At 60.8% G+C, this 17207-nt stretch carries 17 protein-coding genes and 1 pseudogene; 8 read left to right on the top strand and 10 right to left on the bottom strand.

The window, feature by feature from the left end; all coding sequences use genetic code 11:
* Positions 1 to 86: 86 nt before the first annotated feature.
* Entirely contained in the window at positions 87 to 1445 is a 1359-nt protein-coding gene (locus ACQB61_RS13535) for an ABC transporter substrate-binding protein (protein ID WP_430513038.1), read from the bottom strand.
* A 281-nt stretch (positions 1446 to 1726) separates the two neighbouring features.
* Here ACQB61_RS13535 and ACQB61_RS13540 point away from each other — a divergent pair, with 281 nt between their 5' ends.
* The 3 genes from ACQB61_RS13540 to ACQB61_RS13550 all read left to right on the top strand — a co-directional run bounded on the left by ACQB61_RS13540 (position 1727) and on the right by ACQB61_RS13550 (position 4773).
* Positions 1727 to 2758: a LacI family DNA-binding transcriptional regulator gene (locus tag ACQB61_RS13540; RefSeq protein WP_430513039.1), complete on the top strand. Its 1032-nt coding sequence runs from the start codon at positions 1727 to 1729 to the stop codon at positions 2756 to 2758.
* 5 nt (positions 2759 to 2763) lie between these two features.
* Complete coding sequence (locus tag ACQB61_RS13545) at positions 2764 to 4089, top strand: GH1 family beta-glucosidase (RefSeq protein WP_430513040.1); 1326 nt, start codon at positions 2764 to 2766, stop codon at positions 4087 to 4089.
* A 75-nt stretch (positions 4090 to 4164) separates the two neighbouring features.
* Positions 4165 to 4773, top strand: coding sequence for an NUDIX domain-containing protein (locus ACQB61_RS13550; RefSeq protein ID WP_430513041.1), 609 nt, complete (start codon positions 4165 to 4167; stop codon positions 4771 to 4773).
* A gap of 275 nt (positions 4774 to 5048) precedes the next feature.
* Here ACQB61_RS13550 and ACQB61_RS13555 read toward each other — a convergent pair whose 3' ends face one another.
* Complete coding sequence (locus tag ACQB61_RS13555; protein WP_430513042.1) at positions 5049 to 6959, bottom strand: PhoX family protein; 1911 nt, start codon at positions 6957 to 6959, stop codon at positions 5049 to 5051.
* Positions 6960 to 7188: 229 nt separating this feature from the next.
* Positions 7189 to 7680 carry a DoxX family protein gene (locus ACQB61_RS13560; protein ID WP_430513043.1) on the bottom strand — a complete coding sequence of 164 codons (492 nt, stop codon included), beginning with the start codon at positions 7678 to 7680 and terminating at the stop codon, positions 7189 to 7191.
* A gap of 369 nt (positions 7681 to 8049) precedes the next feature.
* On the opposite strand from ACQB61_RS13560, the gene ACQB61_RS13565 reads away from it, so the two are divergent.
* The 4 genes from ACQB61_RS13565 (at position 8050) to ACQB61_RS13580 (ending at position 10036) form a co-directional block, all read left to right on the top strand.
* Positions 8050 to 8790 carry an SDR family NAD(P)-dependent oxidoreductase gene (locus tag ACQB61_RS13565; protein WP_430513044.1) on the top strand — a complete coding sequence of 247 codons (741 nt, stop codon included), beginning with the start codon at positions 8050 to 8052 and terminating at the stop codon, positions 8788 to 8790.
* A complete protein-coding gene (locus ACQB61_RS13570; RefSeq protein WP_430513045.1) occupies positions 8784 to 9218 on the top strand; it encodes a thiol-disulfide oxidoreductase DCC family protein in 435 nt (144 codons plus the stop codon). The genes ACQB61_RS13565 and ACQB61_RS13570 overlap by 7 nt, the downstream gene beginning before the upstream one ends.
* Positions 9215 to 9703, top strand: coding sequence for a DUF3429 domain-containing protein (locus tag ACQB61_RS13575; RefSeq protein ID WP_430513046.1), 489 nt, complete (start codon positions 9215 to 9217; stop codon positions 9701 to 9703). The genes ACQB61_RS13570 and ACQB61_RS13575 overlap by 4 nt, the downstream gene beginning before the upstream one ends.
* Before the next feature lie 120 nt (positions 9704 to 9823).
* On the top strand, positions 9824 to 10036 hold the full coding sequence (locus tag ACQB61_RS13580) for a hypothetical protein (RefSeq protein WP_430513047.1): 213 nt from the start codon (positions 9824 to 9826) through the stop codon (positions 10034 to 10036).
* A 133-nt stretch (positions 10037 to 10169) separates the two neighbouring features.
* Here ACQB61_RS13580 and ACQB61_RS13585 read toward each other — a convergent pair whose 3' ends face one another.
* Positions 10170 to 10706, bottom strand: coding sequence for a response regulator (locus tag ACQB61_RS13585; protein WP_430513048.1), 537 nt, complete (start codon positions 10704 to 10706; stop codon positions 10170 to 10172).
* Between the two features lie 480 nt (positions 10707 to 11186).
* Here ACQB61_RS13585 and ACQB61_RS13590 point away from each other — a divergent pair, with 480 nt between their 5' ends.
* Entirely contained in the window at positions 11187 to 11360 is a 174-nt protein-coding gene (locus ACQB61_RS13590; protein ID WP_430513049.1) for a hypothetical protein, read from the top strand.
* Between the two features lie 33 nt (positions 11361 to 11393).
* Here the strand turns inward: ACQB61_RS13590 and ccoS are convergent, their stop codons facing one another.
* From ccoS to ACQB61_RS13620, 6 genes and pseudogenes are all read right to left on the bottom strand, one after another.
* Complete coding sequence (ccoS, locus tag ACQB61_RS13595) at positions 11394 to 11561, bottom strand: cbb3-type cytochrome oxidase assembly protein CcoS (protein ID WP_430513050.1); 168 nt, start codon at positions 11559 to 11561, stop codon at positions 11394 to 11396.
* Positions 11562 to 11658: 97 nt separating this feature from the next.
* Positions 11659 to 13841 (bottom strand): annotated as a pseudogene (locus tag ACQB61_RS13600) (heavy metal translocating P-type ATPase); the annotation flags it as partial.
* A gap of 72 nt (positions 13842 to 13913) precedes the next feature.
* On the bottom strand, positions 13914 to 14390 hold the full coding sequence (locus ACQB61_RS13605; RefSeq protein WP_430513051.1) for a FixH family protein: 477 nt from the start codon (positions 14388 to 14390) through the stop codon (positions 13914 to 13916).
* A 71-nt stretch (positions 14391 to 14461) separates the two neighbouring features.
* Positions 14462 to 15919 carry a cytochrome c oxidase accessory protein CcoG gene (gene ccoG / locus ACQB61_RS13610; RefSeq protein ID WP_430513052.1) on the bottom strand — a complete coding sequence of 486 codons (1458 nt, stop codon included), beginning with the start codon at positions 15917 to 15919 and terminating at the stop codon, positions 14462 to 14464.
* A gap of 241 nt (positions 15920 to 16160) precedes the next feature.
* Positions 16161 to 17039, bottom strand: coding sequence for a cytochrome-c oxidase, cbb3-type subunit III (gene ccoP, locus ACQB61_RS13615; RefSeq protein WP_430513053.1), 879 nt, complete (start codon positions 17037 to 17039; stop codon positions 16161 to 16163).
* A gap of 3 nt (positions 17040 to 17042) precedes the next feature.
* Positions 17043 to 17198, bottom strand: coding sequence for a cbb3-type cytochrome c oxidase subunit 3 (locus ACQB61_RS13620; protein ID WP_430513054.1), 156 nt, complete (start codon positions 17196 to 17198; stop codon positions 17043 to 17045).
* Between the last annotated feature and the right edge of the window lie 9 nt (positions 17199 to 17207).

Here is a 17207-nt window from a genome sequence, read left to right on the forward strand (position 1 = left end):
CACCGGATCATGGCCACCGGTTTTCCCGGCTTCTTGTCATGGAGGCCGCCGCCAGCCGCATAACCGGCTGGCGGCGCACCACAGTCTTACTTCTTGATCGCGTCCCAGGCCTTCTGGATACCGGCACCAACGGCGGCTGCGTCCTTGCCACCGGCCACGTAGTCCACCATGCCCGTCCAGAAGGCACCGGCTCCGATTGCACCGGGCATCAGGTCAGAGCCATCAAAGCGGAACGTGGTGGCGTTGAGCAGGATATCGCCCATCTTCTTCAGGGTCGGATCGCCATAGACCTCCGTGTTGACGCCCTTGTGCGGGGTCAGGAAGCCGGTCTGTGCCATCCACACCTCATGCGCGATCGGCGTCTGCAGGAAATCGATCAGCGCCTGGGCGGCCGGGCTTTCCTTTGTGATAGAGAACAGGGTGCCCGCACCCAGCACAGGCTGGCCAAGATCCTTGTCCGCGTAAGCAGGGAAGTAGAAGAAGTCCACATCCTCGCCGATCACCGTGCCTTCCGGGAAGAAGGTGGGAATGAACGACGCCTGACGGTGCATGTAGCACTGCGGCGGCGAGGCGAAGAGACCCTTCGGGCTGTCGCGGAAGTCGATGGTGGCCACACCGGCAGCGCCGCCAGCCACATACTTGTCATTGCGGGCGAAATAGCCGAACTCCTCGATGGCACCCACCACCTTGGGGTCATCGAATTTCAGATCATTGCGCGTCCACGCGTCATAATCCTCGGGTGATTGGGTGCGCAGCATCAGGTCTTCCACCCAGTCGGTGGCCGGCCAGCCGGTGGCAGCTCCAGAACCCAGGCCGATACACCAGGGCGTACCGCCATCCGCGACGATCTTGTCCGTCAGCGCCTTCAGCTCTTCCATGGTTGTAGGCACTTCGTAGCCCGCGTCCTCGAAGTTCTCCGGCACGTACCAAACCAGCGACTTCACATCGACCTTGTAGAACAGGCCGTAGAGAGCATCCTTGCCGTCCTTGCCCTTGAAGGTGGCAAGATCAACCCAGGACTGACCGGCAGCATAGTTGTCACGCACCCAGTTGGAGGTCTCATCACCCAGCGGCGTCAGATAGCCCTTGGAGGCAAGATCCCGGGCAAGACCCGGCTGCGGAAAAATGGCGATGTTGGGCGGAGAGCCCGCTTCCGTATCGATGACGATCTGCTGCTCGAAGCTGTCGGAACCGGAATAGTTGACCTTCACGCCCGTGGCGGCCTCGAAATAGTCGAAGATGCTTTCGACCAGCTCCTTGTCCGGTCCAAGCCAGGGCCCAAGCACGGTGATCTCCTGCCCCTTCAGGGCATCAGTCTTCACGGCCTCATAGCTTGCCCAGTTGAACCGGCTGTCCTTGCCCGGCTCGAACTTCAGCTCCTGCGCCTGAGCACCGGCGCACATCAGGGCAAGCCCAGCTGCGCCAGCGAGCAAAATCGTCTTCATGGTGACCTCCCAGTACCGCGCCCGACTCCCGCGCTCCACACAGGGCCAAGCATCTTTCAAACCGCTTTGAATGATCAACAGTCGCCGATCGGCCAAACAGAGTCAACGGGCATGTCGCACTTCAGCGCCACAACACCGCTCACAACCTCATCTTTATTGCCGCATCGCAGCAAAAGCCGCCTGTCAAAGGGCTTTGACGTACGCCACGCACGCGGCTACAGTCTGGCGAAATTCAAAGCGGTTTGAGGTTTCAGACCCGGACGTATCCTTGATGAGCCCCGATGAATCTGAAGCAGTTTGCCCAAAAGCTGGGGCTTTCACCCACAACAGTCAGCCGCGCCCTCAACGGGTATCCGGAGGTAAACGCAGCCACGCGCGAGCGGGTTCTTGCGGCTGCAAAGCAGCATAACTACCAGCCCAACGCCCGCGCCCAGCGCCTGGCCACAGGCCGTGCGATGGCCATCGGCCACGTCATCCCAATCGCCACCCGGCATGAGATGGTCAATCCGGTGTTTGCGGATTTCATTGCCGGTGCTGGCGAGAGCTATTCCCGTGCGGGCTATGAGATGGTGCTGTCCATTGTGCCCGATGATCAGGAAGCCAGTGTCTACCGGGAACTGAAGTCCCGCGGCACCGTTGATGGCATCATCGTCCACGGCCCCAAAATGTCCGACCCGCGCATACCACTGCTGCGGGACATCGGCCTGCCCTTCGTCGTGCATGGACGGGCAAGCGGCACCACGGCGCCCTATTCCTGGCTCGACATCAACAACCGCCGCGCCTTCCGCCGTGCCACGGACTTCCTGCTGGATCTCGGCCACCGCCGCATCGGACTGATCAACGGCCTGGAGTTCATGGACTTCGCCGCCCGCCGCCGGTCCGGCTATCTCGAAGCACTGGAAGCACGCGGGCTTAAGCCTGCGCCGGAGTTGATGTTCAGCGCCGAAATGACCGAAGGCCAGGGCTATGCCGCAGCCTCTGCCATGCTGGACCAGCCCGAGCCGCCAACCGCGTTTCTCGCTTCCTCCATGATCTCCGGCATCGGTGTGCGCCGTGCCATTGAGGAGCGGGGCCTGAAGCTGGGCAAAGACGTTTCCGTCATCATCCATGATGACGAGCTTGGATACCTGAAGAACGGCGCCGAAGTTCCCCTTTTCACAGCCACCCGCTCTTCCGTGCGTGAGGCCGGACGCCAGACCGCAGACATGCTGCTGGCCCACATTGCAGATCCCGCGAGCGCTCCGCTGACGCGCCTTCTTGAATGTGATCTCATCATCGGCCAGTCCACGGGACCGGCCCCAGTCAGGACGTAAACTCCATGAACTTCACCCGTGCCGATTTCCCCGGAGACTTCCTCTTCGGCGCTTCCACATCCAGCTATCAAATCGAAGGCAGTGCGCTTGGCGGAGCGGGCCGCAGCCAATGGGATGACTTTGCCGCAACCCCGGGCAATGTCATCCGTGCCGAAAACGGCGCCCGGGCCTGTGAGCATATCCTGCGCATGGACGAGGATCTGGACCTGCTGAAGCAGGGCAATTTTGATGTCTACCGCTTTTCCACCTCCTGGGCGCGCGTCATGCCGGAAGGACGCGGCGCGGTGAATGCGGAAGGGCTCGATTTCTACGACCGGCTGGTGGACGGCTTGCTGGAGCGCGGCATCAAGCCTGCCCTTACGCTCTATCACTGGGAACTGCCCTCGGCACTTCTGGATCTGGGCGGCTGGCGCAACAGGGACATTGCGGATTGGTTCGCCGATTACACCGCCATCATGATGAAGCGCCTCGGCGACCGAGTCTGGTCGGTCGCGCCGATCAACGAGCCCTGGTGTGTCACCTGGCTGTCCCATTTCCTCGGCATCCATGCGCCGGGCGTGCGCGACATCCGCGCCACCGCCCGCGCCATGCACCATGTGCTGCTGGCTCATGGCCGCTCCATTCAGGCCATGCGTGCGCTGGGGGTGCAGAACCTCGGCGCCGTCTGCAATTTCGAATATGCCCAGCCGGCAGATGAGAGCGAAGAAGCCCGCAAGGCAGCGGAGCTTTACGACGGCTACTACAATCGCTGGTTCCTTGGCGGCATCTTCAAGAAGGAATACCCGGCCAATGTGCTGGAGGGCCTCGGCCCCCACATGCCGAAGGGCTGGGAGAACGACTTCGACGTAATCGGCACACCCGTGGACTGGTGCGGGCTGAATTACTATACCCGCAAGCTCATCGCCCCGGACCCGGACAGCGCGTGGCCGTCCCACAAGGAGGTGGAAGGCCCCTTGCCCAAGACGCAGATGGGCTGGGAGATCTACCCCGAAGGCCTCGAGTTCTTCCTCAAGCGCACCCATGCGGAATACACGAAGGGCTTGCCGCTTTACGTCACCGAAAACGGCCTTGCCAACGACGATCACCTGATCAACGGCGAGGTGCAGGATGACGGGCGCATTGACTTCCTTGACCAGCACCTTGCCGCTACCCGCCGGGCAGCCGACGCAGGCGTGCCTGTGAAGGGCTATTTCCTCTGGTCGCTGATGGACAATTACGAATGGGCCGTAGGCTACGAAAAGCGCTTCGGCATTATCCATACCGACTTTGACACGCTTGAGCGCACGCCAAAGGCCTCCTTCAAGGCCCTTGCCAAAGCCATCGCCCGCTGATCAGGGCCCGCATGAACTTGACAGGCATTAGATGGACAGGCCTTCCTGCTGCATCGCAATAGGAAGGCCTTCCGCATGTCAGTCAAGGATCTGCCAGCCGGTTCCCTCAAGGACCGGGTCCGTATCGACGAAACCACTCTTCTTTCGGAAAACTGGGGCAAACTGACCCGCTACCGCTTCAGCCTGCGGCGCTCCGATGGCGAATGGCAGGAACAGACACGCGAAGTCTATGACCGTGGCCACGGCGCGGTTCTTCTGGCCTACGACACGGCCCGCCGCCATGTGCTGCTGACGCGCCAGTTCCGCCTGCCCGCCTATGTCTGCGGCCATCAGGAGGAGATGATCGAGGCGCCCGCCGGACTGCTGGACAAACTCGATCCCGAGACCCGCATCCGTGCCGAGGTGGAAGAAGAAACCGGCTACCGGTTGGGCAAGGTGGAGCGCCTGTTTGCGCCCTTCATGAGCCCCGGTTCCGTCACCGAGCACCTCACCTTCTTCATCGCTCCCTATTCACCCGATGACCGGGTGAGCGACGGCGGCGGCCTTGAAGAGGAAGGCGAGGACATCGAGGTGCTGGACATTGCCTTTGACGAGGCGATGGCCATGGTCCGCGACGGCCGCATCTGCGACGGCAAGACCATCCTGCTGCTCTACCACCTGGCACTGACCGTATTCCGGGGTTGAGAAATCAATATTTTTCAATATCTTAAAACAATATCCGTCCTGCCATGGCTTGATGATGGCATCCATGCCCCTGCCTCTCCCTACGCAAAGCGGTGAAAGCATGCGAGCCTTCAGAGAGGCTGACCGTGCAGCACGGCCACGGAGTGGATGCCATGGTCAAGCCATGGCAAGACGAAGGAGAGGAACCATATCGTGGCGGGCTCCAGAGGAAGGTACAAAAACCAAAGGGCGCGCCGGGTGGGCGCGCCCTTCGTGTTTCAGAAGATCACGCCGGATCAGCCGATGATCTTGTTGTCTTCGCGCTTGATGGCGACAATGGTCGAGCGCGGCAGCTTGCCTTCACCATCCGGGAAAGGAGCAGCCGGGTGCTGGATGCCGACGAAGTGGGTACGCTTGTCGGAGGACCAGGTCTGGCCGGTCACTTCCGAGCCCTTGGGGGCGGTGAGGAAGCGCTCGATTCGGCCCGATACAGGGTCGCCCGCCAGCATCTGGTTATTACCCTGACCGGCGAAGTCGCCTTCGTTGCTGTCTTCACCGTCCGTCTGGATCCAGAGGAGGCCGGTCGAGTCAAACATCATGCCGTCCGGCGAGTTGAACATGTTGCCGTCGTTGATGTTCGAGGAGCCGGCATAGGCATCCTTGTGAACAGCCGGGTTACCGGCCATGCAGAACAGGTCCCACTTGAAGGCAGCGTCCGCATGATCCTCGTTCGCCGGATACCAGCGCACGATCTGACCATACTCGTTTGCCTCACGCGGGTTCACCGCGTTCAGTGCCAGCGGATCGCCGCCAGCGTTGGTACGCAGCTTGCCATCCTTCATAACGCCACGGCGGCTGTTGTTGGTCAGCGCGCAATAGGCTTCGATGGCAACCGGGTTGGTGGCAACCCACTCCGGGCGGTCCATGGTGGTGGCACCAACCTTGGAAGCAGCCATACGGGTGAAGACGCAGATCTCGTCCATCTTCATGCCGGTGGTTTCCGGCGTCAGAGCCAGCCACTCGCCGGTGCCGTCTTCCGCGAACTTGGCGACGTAGAGCGTGCCTTCGTCCAGCAGCTTGGATGTGTCGCCTCCGGGAACGTAGATGCCGTTGGAGACGTACTTGTAGAGGAACTCGCCACGCTCATCGTCGCCCATGTAGACGACCACGCGGCCGTCACGGGCGATCACGCAGGCCGCGTTCTCGTGCTTGATGCGGCCGAGAGCGGTGCGCTTGACCGGGGTGGACGAAGCGTCAGACGGATCGATCTCGACGACATACCCGGCGCGGCGCGGCTCATTCGGATTCTTGGCAACGTCAAAGCGCTCATCGAACTTCTCGTAGGCGTAGCGGGTTTCAGCCGAAATGCCATAGCGCTTGTAGTCGTCCGGCATCTTGAACTCGGCATTGGTGGTGCCGAAGTAGCCGTTGAAGTTTTCCTCGCAGGTCAGATAGGTGCCCCAGGGGGTCTTGCCTGCACCGCAGTTGTTGAAGGTGCCGAGGCTTTCCATGCCGGACGGGTCGGCAGCAGTCTTCACCAGGTCGGAACCGGCTGCCGGACCCGAAAGCTTCATCGGGGTGTTGTGATGGATGCGGCGGTTGAACGGGCTGTCCACCACAATGTGCCAGCCGTTTTCACCTTCAGCCACTTCCATGACGGTGACACCCTGCATGTTCTGCAGGATCTTCACGTCATCGGCATTCTGCGGAACGCCTTCCGGCGCGTGCGGCAGGTTGATTTCCGGGTTCACGTATTCATGGTTCACGGCGATGACCTGACGGCCGCCGATGACAAAGAGCTCCATGCCGTCGGTGTTTTCACCGAACACCTTGTCCGAGTTCTCGACGCTGACGGCCTTTTCCGGGTCCAGATCCGGCACGCCGGAGAACAGCGGTTCGCCCCACTTGGCCAGCGGCTTCCAGGTGTAGCCTTCCGGAACATGGATGGTGCTGTCGGTGGCAATCGGAACCGGCTTGAACTGGAAGCGCGAGGACGCATCCTGCGCCAGAGCAGCGGTTGAGGACATCAGGTTGCCAACAGTGCCCATGGCAGCGGCGGCCGAGCCGAAAGCCAGAACTCCGCCAAGGAAACCACGGCGGGACAGGGCGCTTTCAACCACGCGGTCGAAATCCGTCACAGCCGGGGGCGGGTTCTGCAGTTCATCCCATTCGTCCCAGGACAGATCGCTCTTCTTGATGTCGGACATGGCTAGCTCTCTCTCGAAACTGTTTACGAGGTCTAACGCCTCGCCAGACCGGTTAACGAGTGACTGTCACAGGCAGATGACAAGGTTGAACACGATCAGACCTGCAGCTGAAATGGCTTCGCAAATTTCTCAATCCCTGGCTTGCGCCCCCCTGCAGGGCAGCAGAAACGAAAAATCCCGGCCGTTCCCGGCCGGGACCTGCAGGTGTGTAAAAGCCCAGGCTTGAAAGTCAGAACTCCTTGCCGATCAGCAAGCGGTCCACAGACAGCTTGCCACCGCCGTAGGCCGCAAAGAAAAGCGCTCCGCCAGCCCAGAAAAGTGAGGCCAATTCAGCCTTGGTCTGCACCTGCTCAAGGAACTTCGCACCGCCGTCAGCAAGGCGCGTTACTGCGCTGGGAGTGAAGAAACTGCTGCCCTCTTTCAGAGCCGCAATGCCTTCTGGTGTCAGAAACCCATGGCCATATGGATGGCTGTAGTGGAACCAGAGCGTGATCGCCAGCATGACGCCATTGGCAAGCGCCAGAGGACGGGTCAGAAGGCCGCAAGCAATCATGATGCCGCCAACGAACTGCATGACCGCCAGCATCGGTGAAAACAGCCAGCCGGGGTAGAAGCCGAGATTTTCCACGAAGCCCACCTGCCCCATGGGCGCCAGGATCTTCGGCAATCCTTCGACAGCCAGCATCCCGCCAATGGCAATGCGCAATCCGGCAAATGCCATTGGCTGGGCAATCCGCTCATAGAAACCAGCCATAAAAGGCAGGAAAAATCGACCACCCCCTTATCACTAACAGAAACGTAAGCACTATCGACAGTCATAAAACCCTCCAAAATTCATAAGATTGAATACAAACCGATTTCATCGATATATATTCATGAAAAATACTTACACTCCCCTTGAAACGGGGAACTTTGACGAGAATCAAATTCACCATACGTCACCATGGATTTTATTTTGCGTGAGTTATTTAGAATAATTTCAATAAACCATATTCTATCATGAAGAACAGGAGGCAGCTTCGCGTGCACTGCTGAACCAACCCCACCGCAAAGCCGTAAGAATCCGGAGAGAACAACCGGAGACAAGGGTATGGCCGAACCAGCTGCGCAAGACCTGAGCTCATTTCCGCCTGGAGGCCTCGCCGTTGTTGCGGGCAGCACAGGAGCGATAGGTGCCGAGATCGCGCGCCAAATCGAGGCGACTGGCCGTTTTGCCCGCGTGATCGGGCTATCCCGCTCCGGCGCGGGCGGCCTTCCCTTTGATCTGACAGATGAGCAAAGCATTGCCACCGCTGCCCAGACCATTGGAGAGGCATCAAAAGCCGCACCCTTGCGGCTTGTCTTCGATGCGACCGGCATGCTGCATGAGGGCAATCTCCAGCCTGAGAAGAGCTGGCGACAGATCGATCCGGCGGCCATGGCACAGGTGTTTGCCATCAACACTATTGGTCCGGCCCTTCTCATGAAGCACTTCCTGCCCTTGCTGGCCGGTGAGGGAAAGGCAGTGTTCGCGACACTCTCGGCCCGCGTCGGCAGCATCGGCGACAACAATCTGGGCGGCTGGTACAGCTACCGTGCTGCCAAGGCTGCGCTCAACCAGCTTGTTCGCTCCGCCAGCATCGAACTGGCTCGCAAGCGTCCCGAGAGCCTTTGCATTGCCCTGCATCCCGGCACGGTTGAGAGCCGTCTGTCAGAGCCCTTCGCCAGATCAGGCCTCACCGTGCGTCCACCACAGAAGGCAGCCGGCATGCTTCTGAAGACCATTGACGGCCTCGCGGCAGCTCAGACCGGCAGTTTTCATGACGCAGAAGGCAAGGAGATCGTATGGTGAGCACCACCGTCATATCCCCAGCACAGCCGGAGACGCAGCCTGTCACTGTCTATTATGACGGCACCTGCCCTCTCTGCTCCCGCGAGATCGCGGTCTACAGGCGGCAGGCCGGAGCAGACGGGATCTGCTGGGTGGATGTGTCCCGGGATGCTCCGGAAGTTCTGCTGCCGGACGGGCTCACGCGCAGCACTGCCCTTGCCAGGTTCCATGTGCGCGGCGCCGATGGGACGCTGCGGTCGGGCGCGGCAGCCTTTCTCAGCCTGTGGCACAGCCTGCCGCGTTTTGCCCGCGCTGCCCGCCTGCTCGACCGGCCGGTTCCGCGCGCCGTACTGGAGTTCGGCTATCGCCTGACGCTCATCCTCCGCCCTGCCCTGCAAGCGCTGGCAAGGCGTGTGTTCCGTCCTCATCCGCAGGAGCAAGACAGATGACACGGCACCTCACCTACAATCCGATGACCGTGCCACGCCCGGCGCTTGCCCTCGGAGTTGCCGGGCTAATCCCATTTGCGGCCGCCAGCTTGGTGGCCTTTGCCGGGCCGCCCGACCTGCGCCCGCAAGCTGCCTTTGCACTTGCAGCTTATGGTGCTGTCATTCTGTCCTTTCTTGGGGGCATTCACTGGGGAGTGGCCATGGCCGCATCCACCGGACAGGACGAGGCTTTTGAAGACCGTGAGCTTCTCACGCGGCTTGCCATCGCCGTCGCTCCGTCTCTTGCAGGGTGGGCGGGTCTGCTGCTGCCGCAGACTTCGGGGCTTCTACTGCTGGCGGCATGCTTTGCAGCCATGCTCGCCCTTGATCTGACAGCATCCAGGGATGGCAAATTTCCGTCTTGGTATCCGGCGCTGCGTCTGCCGCTCAGCGCGGGCGCAGCGGCCTCAATGCTGCTGGGAGCTGCGGCGCCTGCCGTGATGTAAACACTGCGATTTGACAGGAACCCTTGCAAAGATCTCTTTTCAGATGATCCAGACTCAGTCATTCATTGTGCATTAACCATAAATGCCGAAGCTGTAGTCGTGGATATCGGGGAGACCGGCATGGTTCGTTTGCGCAAACGCCTTGAGAGTTTGGACGACTTCTTTGCAGCCGTCGAAGGCTATACACATTTGCCCTCTGAACTCCTGGTCCGTTTCCTGCTCGACAACTACCTCGTTGATCTGGACCAGCTTTCCGAGTTCGCCAACTCAATGAAGCAGAAACAGATCACCCCAGCTGGTGCCAATCCCGCCGCCGCTTCGATCGCGGCCTGATCTGTCTGCTGTCACCCGGTGAACGGTTGGCAGGGGATACGCCATGTCTTCATGAGTACTCTCGATGAAGATGAGGCCGCCGCAGGTAACGGGCTTTCCTGGTCTTCAGAGGTTTCCAGAGGCAAGTCCGGCCTCAACCGATAGCCTGAGTTTCCGGGGGTTGCTGCGCAGGGCCGCTGGCATTTCCCGGCTGCGGCAGTCCACCCTGCCAGATCTTCTGGCGATTGCGGATTTCGCGCGGTGCCGGACCGAAATAGCTCGGGGTCTTCACAAAATCACGCGGCTGCATGATCACGCTCGACACCCGCTGATAAAGCGCCTTGGCCGAGATCGGCTTTGACAACAGCTCATGCACGCCAAGACGGCGCGCCTCAATGATGCGGCTGCGCTCCGTGTGCCCTGTCACCATGATGATGGGAATATAGGCAAAGGGGTTGTTCTGCGTGCGGATCATACGCACCATATCGGCGCCGTCGAGGATCGGCATCACCCAGTCAAGAATCAGAATGTCTGGATTCGCACGGTCCATGGCCTCAAGGCCCGACGCACCATCTTCGGCCTCGACAATCCGCCGCGCGCCAAAGCCCTGCAGCATGGTGCGCAGGATCGTTCGCATGTAGGCGCTGTCTTCCACCAGAAGAAATGTCAGCGAGGCAAGATCAAGGCTCACCGGCCACCTCCGTTCGTCCAAGTCAGACTACAGGCAAAGGGTGAAAAGAGAGTTAGTCAACTCTGCCAGTAGCCGGTGGTCCGTTCCCTGGCCGCTGCCGCAGCGGTCACTTACCACCAGCAGCTGTCCAGCCAGACCGTTAACAGACATATAGGGTTTGACTGCACAAGCGGCCCCTTCTGTGGCCTATTCAAGTGCATTTCAGCCCTCTGAAGCCATTAACTCAATAATTTCAGCCCGTTGCACAACCGGTCCAGCGCCCGCAGAATCTCCTTTGCCCAACGGCATTTAACCGGAGATGCCGCAGATTTGACATAAGATTCAAATCACCGGGTTTAAACCTTGGTAAAGTTGCGAAGCATTAACTCGATCCGGAGCTAGCGCTTAACCCCCTTTGAGGGAGCCGTGCTATAAATCCGTCACAGTCAGACGAGGCAAGTTCTAGCAATAGCCTTTCATCCTGACACTCCGGAGCCAACCATGCAGAGCGAACGCATCGAGAAGAAGAGGGAGGCAAGCAGGGAAAAATCCCGCCCGCAGGCCCCATCTTTCAGCGCCAGCTCTGGCCCTGCTCAAGAGAACATTCTTCTCGTATCCGGTCTGGCCCTGCTGATCGTATCAGCCAGCATGGTGATCACCGCCCTCGTCGGCTGAGGCAGGCATGCCTTGCCGAGATTGCACCGCCGGTCAGGTTTTCTCCCCGTCACGGTCCTCCAGATCGTCATCATCGAGAATACGCCAGCTGGCGCCTTCAAGATCATCATACTGGCCACTTTTCAGCGACCACAGAAAGCCCGCAAGCCCCAGACCACCGAGAAACAGGGCAACCGGGATGAGAAACAGCAGGATAGTCATTCTGCCCCCGTGGCTTAAGAGAAATGGCTGCCTTGCGGCCAGCCGCCGCACCCTCTCCAGTCTGGGCCGGCACCATGTCCTGTGCCATGCGCGCATTGACGAGGCGCAGGCGCAAGGCATTGGCCGTGACGATGAGAGACGAGCCCGACATGGCAGCGGCTGCAATCAGCGGCGTGACGAAACCCGCGACCGCGATCGGAACCGCGATCAGATTGTAGATGACCGAAATCCAAAGGTTCTCGATCATGGCGGCCTTGGCCTTGCGGGAGATGGCAAGCGCTTCAGCCACGGGACGCAGCGGATCGCCGAGGAACACGGCATCGGCAGCGGCCTGGCTGATGTGAACCGCCGTCACAGGCGATAGGGACACATGCGCGGCGGCCAGAGCCGGAGCATCATTCAGACCATCACCAACCATCAGCACGGTGCGGCCTGCCTGCTTCAGTTCTTCAAGACGGGCAATCTTGCCAGCAGGCGTCATCCCGGCCCGCCATTCGCGGATGCCAAGAGTATTGGCGGCCTGCTCCACCGCACCAGCCCGGTCACCGGACAGGATCTCCAGATGATAGCCCATGGACTTGAGACTGGCAGCAACGGCCGGAGCATCAGGCCGCAGCTTCTGCCGCAGGGCAATCAGCCGCGCAGGCGCATCGCCCAGCTTATAGGCCAGCAGCGACGCATCCGGATGGCGTTGCATCATCGCGTCCACATCGGCCTCTGCCGCACCGCAGAAAATTGGGCTGCCAAGCCGGATTTCGCGACTCCCAAATCGCAGGAGACACCTGCTCCGCTCGTCTCCACCACACCGGCGAGCGGCTCGCTGGCAGCTGCTGCCTGGGCGAGGCCACGGGCCAGCGGATGGCGGCTGGACAGGGCCAGACGCCCGGCAAGCAGAAGATCGGGGTCCGACAGATCCGGCTCCTCAACAAGTTCAGGTTCGGACAGGGTCAGCGTGCCGGTCTTGTCGAAGACGATCGTATCGGCGGCTGCCAGCCGTTCGATGGCATCGCCGGAGCGGATCAGCACACCGGCCTTGAACAATTGCCCGGAGGCGACGACCTGCACAGCCGGAATCGCAAGGCCGAGCGCGCAGGGGCAGGTGATGATGAGAACCGAGATGGCAATGATCAGCGCCGGCTGCCAGCCGATACCATAGAGCGCCCAGCCGGCGAAGGTCAGCGCCGCGGCAGCGTGCACCACCGGCGAATACATGGAGGCTGCCCGGTCGGCGAGCACCACATAGGAGGACTTGGCCTGCCCGGCGGCCTCCAGCAGGCGGTTCACCTCGTCCAGCACAGTCGAGCCGGACGCGGCCGAAACACGCACATGCAAGGCACCATCGGCATTGCTGGTACCGGCATAGACGCGGTCCCCCGCCTTCACAGGCTCCAGAGCCGTCTCGCCAGTCACGAGACTCTGATCGACTTCGGAAACACCTTCCTCGATGATCCCGTCGACCGGGATGCGCTCACCCGCCGTCACCAGCACGAGGTCGCCGGGCTGAATACGGGAGAGCGGCACTTCCCGCACACTGCCGTCCGGATTGATCCGCGCCGCGGCCTCGCCCTTCAAGGCGGCAATATTCTCTGCCAGCGATTGGGTGCGGCCGCGCATGTTGTGATCGAGATAACGGCCGACCAGCAGAAAGAACAGCAGCATGGTGGCAGATTCAAAGTAGGCGTGATGCTGGCTTTGTGCCGTCTGGACCAGCGAAAGCCCCACAGCCAGGCACACGCCGATGGAGATCGGCACATCCATGTTCAGGCGGCCGCCGCGAATGGCGTTGAAGGCACTTCTGAAGAAGGGCCGGCCTGCATAGGCAACGGCCGGAAGGGCGATCAGTGCGGAGATCCAGTGAAACAGATCACGGGTCTCGTCGGTAATATCCGTGACATTGCCCGACCAGACCGAAACCGAAAGCAGCATGATGTTCATTGCGGCAAAGCCGGAGACCGCAATGGCGCGCATCAGTTCCCGCCCCGTCTGATCCTGACGGTTGCGCGCAGAGGCCGGATCGAACGGGTGGGCCTTGTAGCCCATGCGCGCCAGCGTGGCGACAATCTTGTCCGCCCCAGTGGCTGCTGCATCCCAGTCCACCGCGAGCCGGTGGGAGGTGAGGTTGACACGTGCTCTGGCGACACCCGGCAGGCGCATCAGCCCCCGTTCAATGTCGCCCATACAGGCCGCACAAGTGATGCCCTCGACGGCCAGGTCCATATGGGCCCTGCCCTCTTCTCCAGATGTGACGAATGCGTCCCAGTCACGCATATGCACAGTCATGATCCGTCCTTCATGCGAGAGAGAAACGCGGTGCCCGGTCCGCCCCTGAACCGGGCACCGCTCCTGTCAAAGTCAGTCCGTCAGAAAAAGCGTGTTCTCAGAGCGGAATACCCGGCCTTCAGCACCGTGAGCCTCAATGATCAGGTGCCATTTGCCTGCAGCTACCGCATTTGGCGTTAAGGCCGCGTAGTGCCCGCTTTCCCCCTCAACAAGGCTGATCGTCTGATCCTGTCCCGTCGCGAGAGGATGCATCAGCTTAGCCTCGAAACTCACACCGGACACCGGTGAGCCGTCGGCCTTCTCGGCGTTAATGGCGATCTGAGCCCGCCCTTCGGCCTTGCGCTCGAGATGCGCATTGACCTGCCAGCCACGGGATGCCTGTTCACGGGCAGCTGCCACTTCGCTATTGAAAGCCTGTCCAGCCTTGTAGGAGCTATCGACGACCGTTCCAGGGAAGCTGCCGATGGCCACCCACAGAAAGATCCCGTTGGCTGTAAAGACCGCGCCGAAGAAGCAGAAAAGCCAGATCAGCACCGTCCAGCCGGTCAAGGGCGGCGCGCCGCCCCTGCCGTTCCATCACCCTTGCCCGTCCTCGCAAGCGTTTGTGTCATCTGGTCCTCCTATGGAGCCTTGAAATAATCGCTGGTGTAGACAACCTCACCCATCACCGTATCCGTCAGGCGGAAGATGACCGGTGTCGAGGACGCAAGTTTTGCATCGGCCGGAGAATAGACCAGCACGCGGATCTCGCGGCTCTGATCCGGGCCAACAACGATGAAGGGACGGCCATCCACGTAGTGGTCAATGCCGATCGCCTCGACCCTTGTACCGCCGGGCATTCCTTCAACATTGAGCATGAAAGTGCGCTCGTGGTTCTGCTTGTTCAGAAGACGCACGGTAAAGCCGTTGCGCACCGACCCGTCATTCTGTTGGACGAAGATCGGGTTGCGGTCATGCAGCACGCTGATGCCCGCAAAATCACGGCTGAGCAGCGTGTAGAGCATGATGGCACCTGTGATGGCAATGACCGCCGCATAGATGATGGTGCGTGGACGCACGATATCATAGGTCGCGTCCTTGCCCTCCAGCCGCCGCTGGATGTTCTCGTCCGTATCATAGCCGATGAGGCCAGTGGGCTTGCCGACACGTGTCATCACAGCGTCGCAGGCATCGATACACAGGCCGCACTGGATGCAGTCAAGCTGAAGGCCGTTGCGGATGTCGACGCCCGTCGGGCAGACGTGGAAGCACTGGGCACAGTCAACGCAATCGCCCGCCGGAAGGCCCTTGGCCGCAAGCTCGTTGTTCCGCTTCAGCGGTCCGCGCGGCTCACCCCGGTCCCAGCGGTAGGTGACGTTAAGCGCCTTCTCATCCGTCAATGCCGCCTGAATACGCGGCCAGGGGCACATGTAGATGCAAACCTGCTCGCGCATGAAACCGGCCAGCAGATAGGTGGTCGTGGTCAGGATGCCGATCCAGACATAGGCGCTCAAGGGTGCCTGGAAGGTGGCAAGTTCATACACTAGCGTCGGTGCGTCGGAGAAATAGAGGACCCAGGCGCCGCCGGTCCACCAGGCAATCATCAGCCACGACACGTGCTTGGCCGCACGCTTGCCGAACTTCGACAGGCTCATCGGCGCCTTGTCGAGGGCGATGCGCTCACGCCGGTCGCCTTCGATCTTGCGCTCGACCCAGAGAAACAGGTCAGTCCAAACCGTTTGAGGGCACAGATAGCCGCACCAAAGACGCCCGGCGACAGCATTCATCAGAAACAGCGCCAGAGCCGCAATAATCAGCAAGCCAGTGAGATAATAGACTTCCTGCGGCCAGATCTCGATGAAGAAGAAGTAGGCCCGCTGCCCTTCAAGATCGACCAGAACGGCCTGACTGGGAGCATTCGGCCCCCGGTCCCAACGAATGAAGGGAAGGAAATAATAGATGCCCAGAGTGATGAACAACAGCGTCCACTTGATCTTGCGGAAGGTTCCCTTGACCGCCATCGGATAGATCTTCCGGGCGGACGCAAACCACTCTTCTGGCTCGCCACCGGCACCGGCGGCATTTGGCTCGATTCGCATCATTCCGTCCTTTCATCCCGGTTACCGGCCCCAACGGCGCCCGGGCAGTTCCGGGTACAAACCCGGATTTATGCTGACCTTGGAAGCACACTAGACGGAGCAGCACTGACAGGCCTTGAGCCTGATCAAATGCGGCAATATGTCAAAGGCCGGACGCTTGCGCGCCCGGCCTCCGGTTCTTCTGATGCTATAGTCCCTCGCCGTGCCGGTCCGTCAGACCTTTTCCGGTGAGGCGGAGAGTTTACTCGCCACCGCCGAAGGAGTGCACGTAGACGGCCAGCGACTTGATGGTTGCCGGGTCGAGGCGGCCTTCCCACGCGGGCATGACGCCTTGCCGTGGGGCGTTGATCTGCGCCTTGATGGCCTTCAGCGACTTGCCATAGAGGTAGTTGGCAGCAAGCAGGTTGGGCGCGCCCATTTCCCGCATGCCGGCAAGATTGTCGCCATGGCAGGCTGCACAGTTTTCCTGGTAGACGGTTTCACCCGCAGCCAGATCCACCCCCGGTTCGGTCTCCAGCCCGGCGCGCGAAGCGACGAAATTGGCGACCTGATCGATCTGGGTCTTATCCAGCAGCTCATCCCGGCCAAAGGCTGGCATTTCGCCGATCCGGGCCTCGTCATGACCCGAGCGGATGCCATACTTCAGAGTCGTATGGATGTCTTCCAGCGTGCCGCCCCAGATCCAGCCGTCGTCCTGAAGGTTCGGATAGCCAATGGCACCCGTACCGCCAGAGCCGTGGCAGGCTGCGCAGTTGTCACCGAAAGCCGCACGGCCATTCGCCATGGCGAAGTCGAGCAGTTCCGGCTTGGATGCGATCTCTTCCAGGCTTGCGTCATTCAGCCCTGCCCCAAGCTGCACACGGGCAGCCTGACCGGCCTCGACAGCGGCCAGCGCATCTGCGCGCTGGCTGTTGCCCAAGACACCAGCGGTATAACCGCTGATCAGCGGCCAGGAGGGGTAAACCACCCAGTAGCCGATCGCCCAGACGATGGAGGCGTAGAAGACATAGAGCCACCATTTCGGCAGGGGATTGTTGAGCTCCTTGAGCCCGTCCCACTCGTGGCCTGTCGTTTCAACGCCGGAGACAGCATCGATCTCCTTCTTGTGAATGTCGCTCATCTGTTAGTCCTCCCGGAACGGGATCTTGGAGGCCTCGTCAAAGCGGTCTGCGTTGCGGGGCCAGAGGGCATAGGCGAGCACGCCTGCAAACATCAGCACGAAGTAGATCGTGCCACCCGTCTGGGCGAAGCTCGCCAGGGTCATGTAGGTCTCGTTCATGTGAGCCTC

This window comes from Pannonibacter phragmitetus (assembly GCF_050510895.1).
Lineage (GTDB): Bacteria > Pseudomonadota > Alphaproteobacteria > Rhizobiales > Stappiaceae > Pannonibacter > Pannonibacter phragmitetus_B.

What these genes read in the sequence shown, in the direction of transcription:
- ACQB61_RS13535 (WP_430513038.1), bottom strand. Translation starts at nt 1,445, where the DNA reads ATGAAGACGATTTTGCTCGCTGGCGCAGCTGGGCTTGCCCTGATGTGC.
- ACQB61_RS13540 (WP_430513039.1), top strand. Translation starts at nt 1,727, where the DNA reads ATGAATCTGAAGCAGTTTGCCCAAAAGCTGGGGCTTTCACCCACAACA.
- ACQB61_RS13545 (WP_430513040.1), top strand. Translation starts at nt 2,764, where the DNA reads ATGAACTTCACCCGTGCCGATTTCCCCGGAGACTTCCTCTTCGGCGCT.
- ACQB61_RS13550 (WP_430513041.1), top strand. Translation starts at nt 4,165, where the DNA reads ATGTCAGTCAAGGATCTGCCAGCCGGTTCCCTCAAGGACCGGGTCCGT.
- ACQB61_RS13555 (WP_430513042.1), bottom strand. Translation starts at nt 6,959, where the DNA reads ATGTCCGACATCAAGAAGAGCGATCTGTCCTGGGACGAATGGGATGAA.
- ACQB61_RS13560 (WP_430513043.1), bottom strand. Translation starts at nt 7,680, where the DNA reads ATGGCATTTGCCGGATTGCGCATTGCCATTGGCGGGATGCTGGCTGTC.
- ACQB61_RS13565 (WP_430513044.1), top strand. Translation starts at nt 8,050, where the DNA reads ATGGCCGAACCAGCTGCGCAAGACCTGAGCTCATTTCCGCCTGGAGGC.
- ACQB61_RS13570 (WP_430513045.1), top strand. Translation starts at nt 8,784, where the DNA reads ATGGTGAGCACCACCGTCATATCCCCAGCACAGCCGGAGACGCAGCCT.
- ACQB61_RS13575 (WP_430513046.1), top strand. Translation starts at nt 9,215, where the DNA reads ATGACACGGCACCTCACCTACAATCCGATGACCGTGCCACGCCCGGCG.
- ACQB61_RS13580 (WP_430513047.1), top strand. Translation starts at nt 9,824, where the DNA reads ATGGTTCGTTTGCGCAAACGCCTTGAGAGTTTGGACGACTTCTTTGCA.
- ACQB61_RS13590 (WP_430513049.1), top strand. Translation starts at nt 11,187, where the DNA reads ATGCAGAGCGAACGCATCGAGAAGAAGAGGGAGGCAAGCAGGGAAAAA.
- ccoS (WP_430513050.1), bottom strand. Translation starts at nt 11,561, where the DNA reads ATGACTATCCTGCTGTTTCTCATCCCGGTTGCCCTGTTTCTCGGTGGT.
- ccoG (WP_430513052.1), bottom strand. Translation starts at nt 15,919, where the DNA reads ATGCGAATCGAGCCAAATGCCGCCGGTGCCGGTGGCGAGCCAGAAGAG.
- ccoP (WP_430513053.1), bottom strand. Translation starts at nt 17,039, where the DNA reads ATGAGCGACATTCACAAGAAGGAGATCGATGCTGTCTCCGGCGTTGAA.
- ACQB61_RS13620 (WP_430513054.1), bottom strand. Translation starts at nt 17,198, where the DNA reads ATGAACGAGACCTACATGACCCTGGCGAGCTTCGCCCAGACGGGTGGC.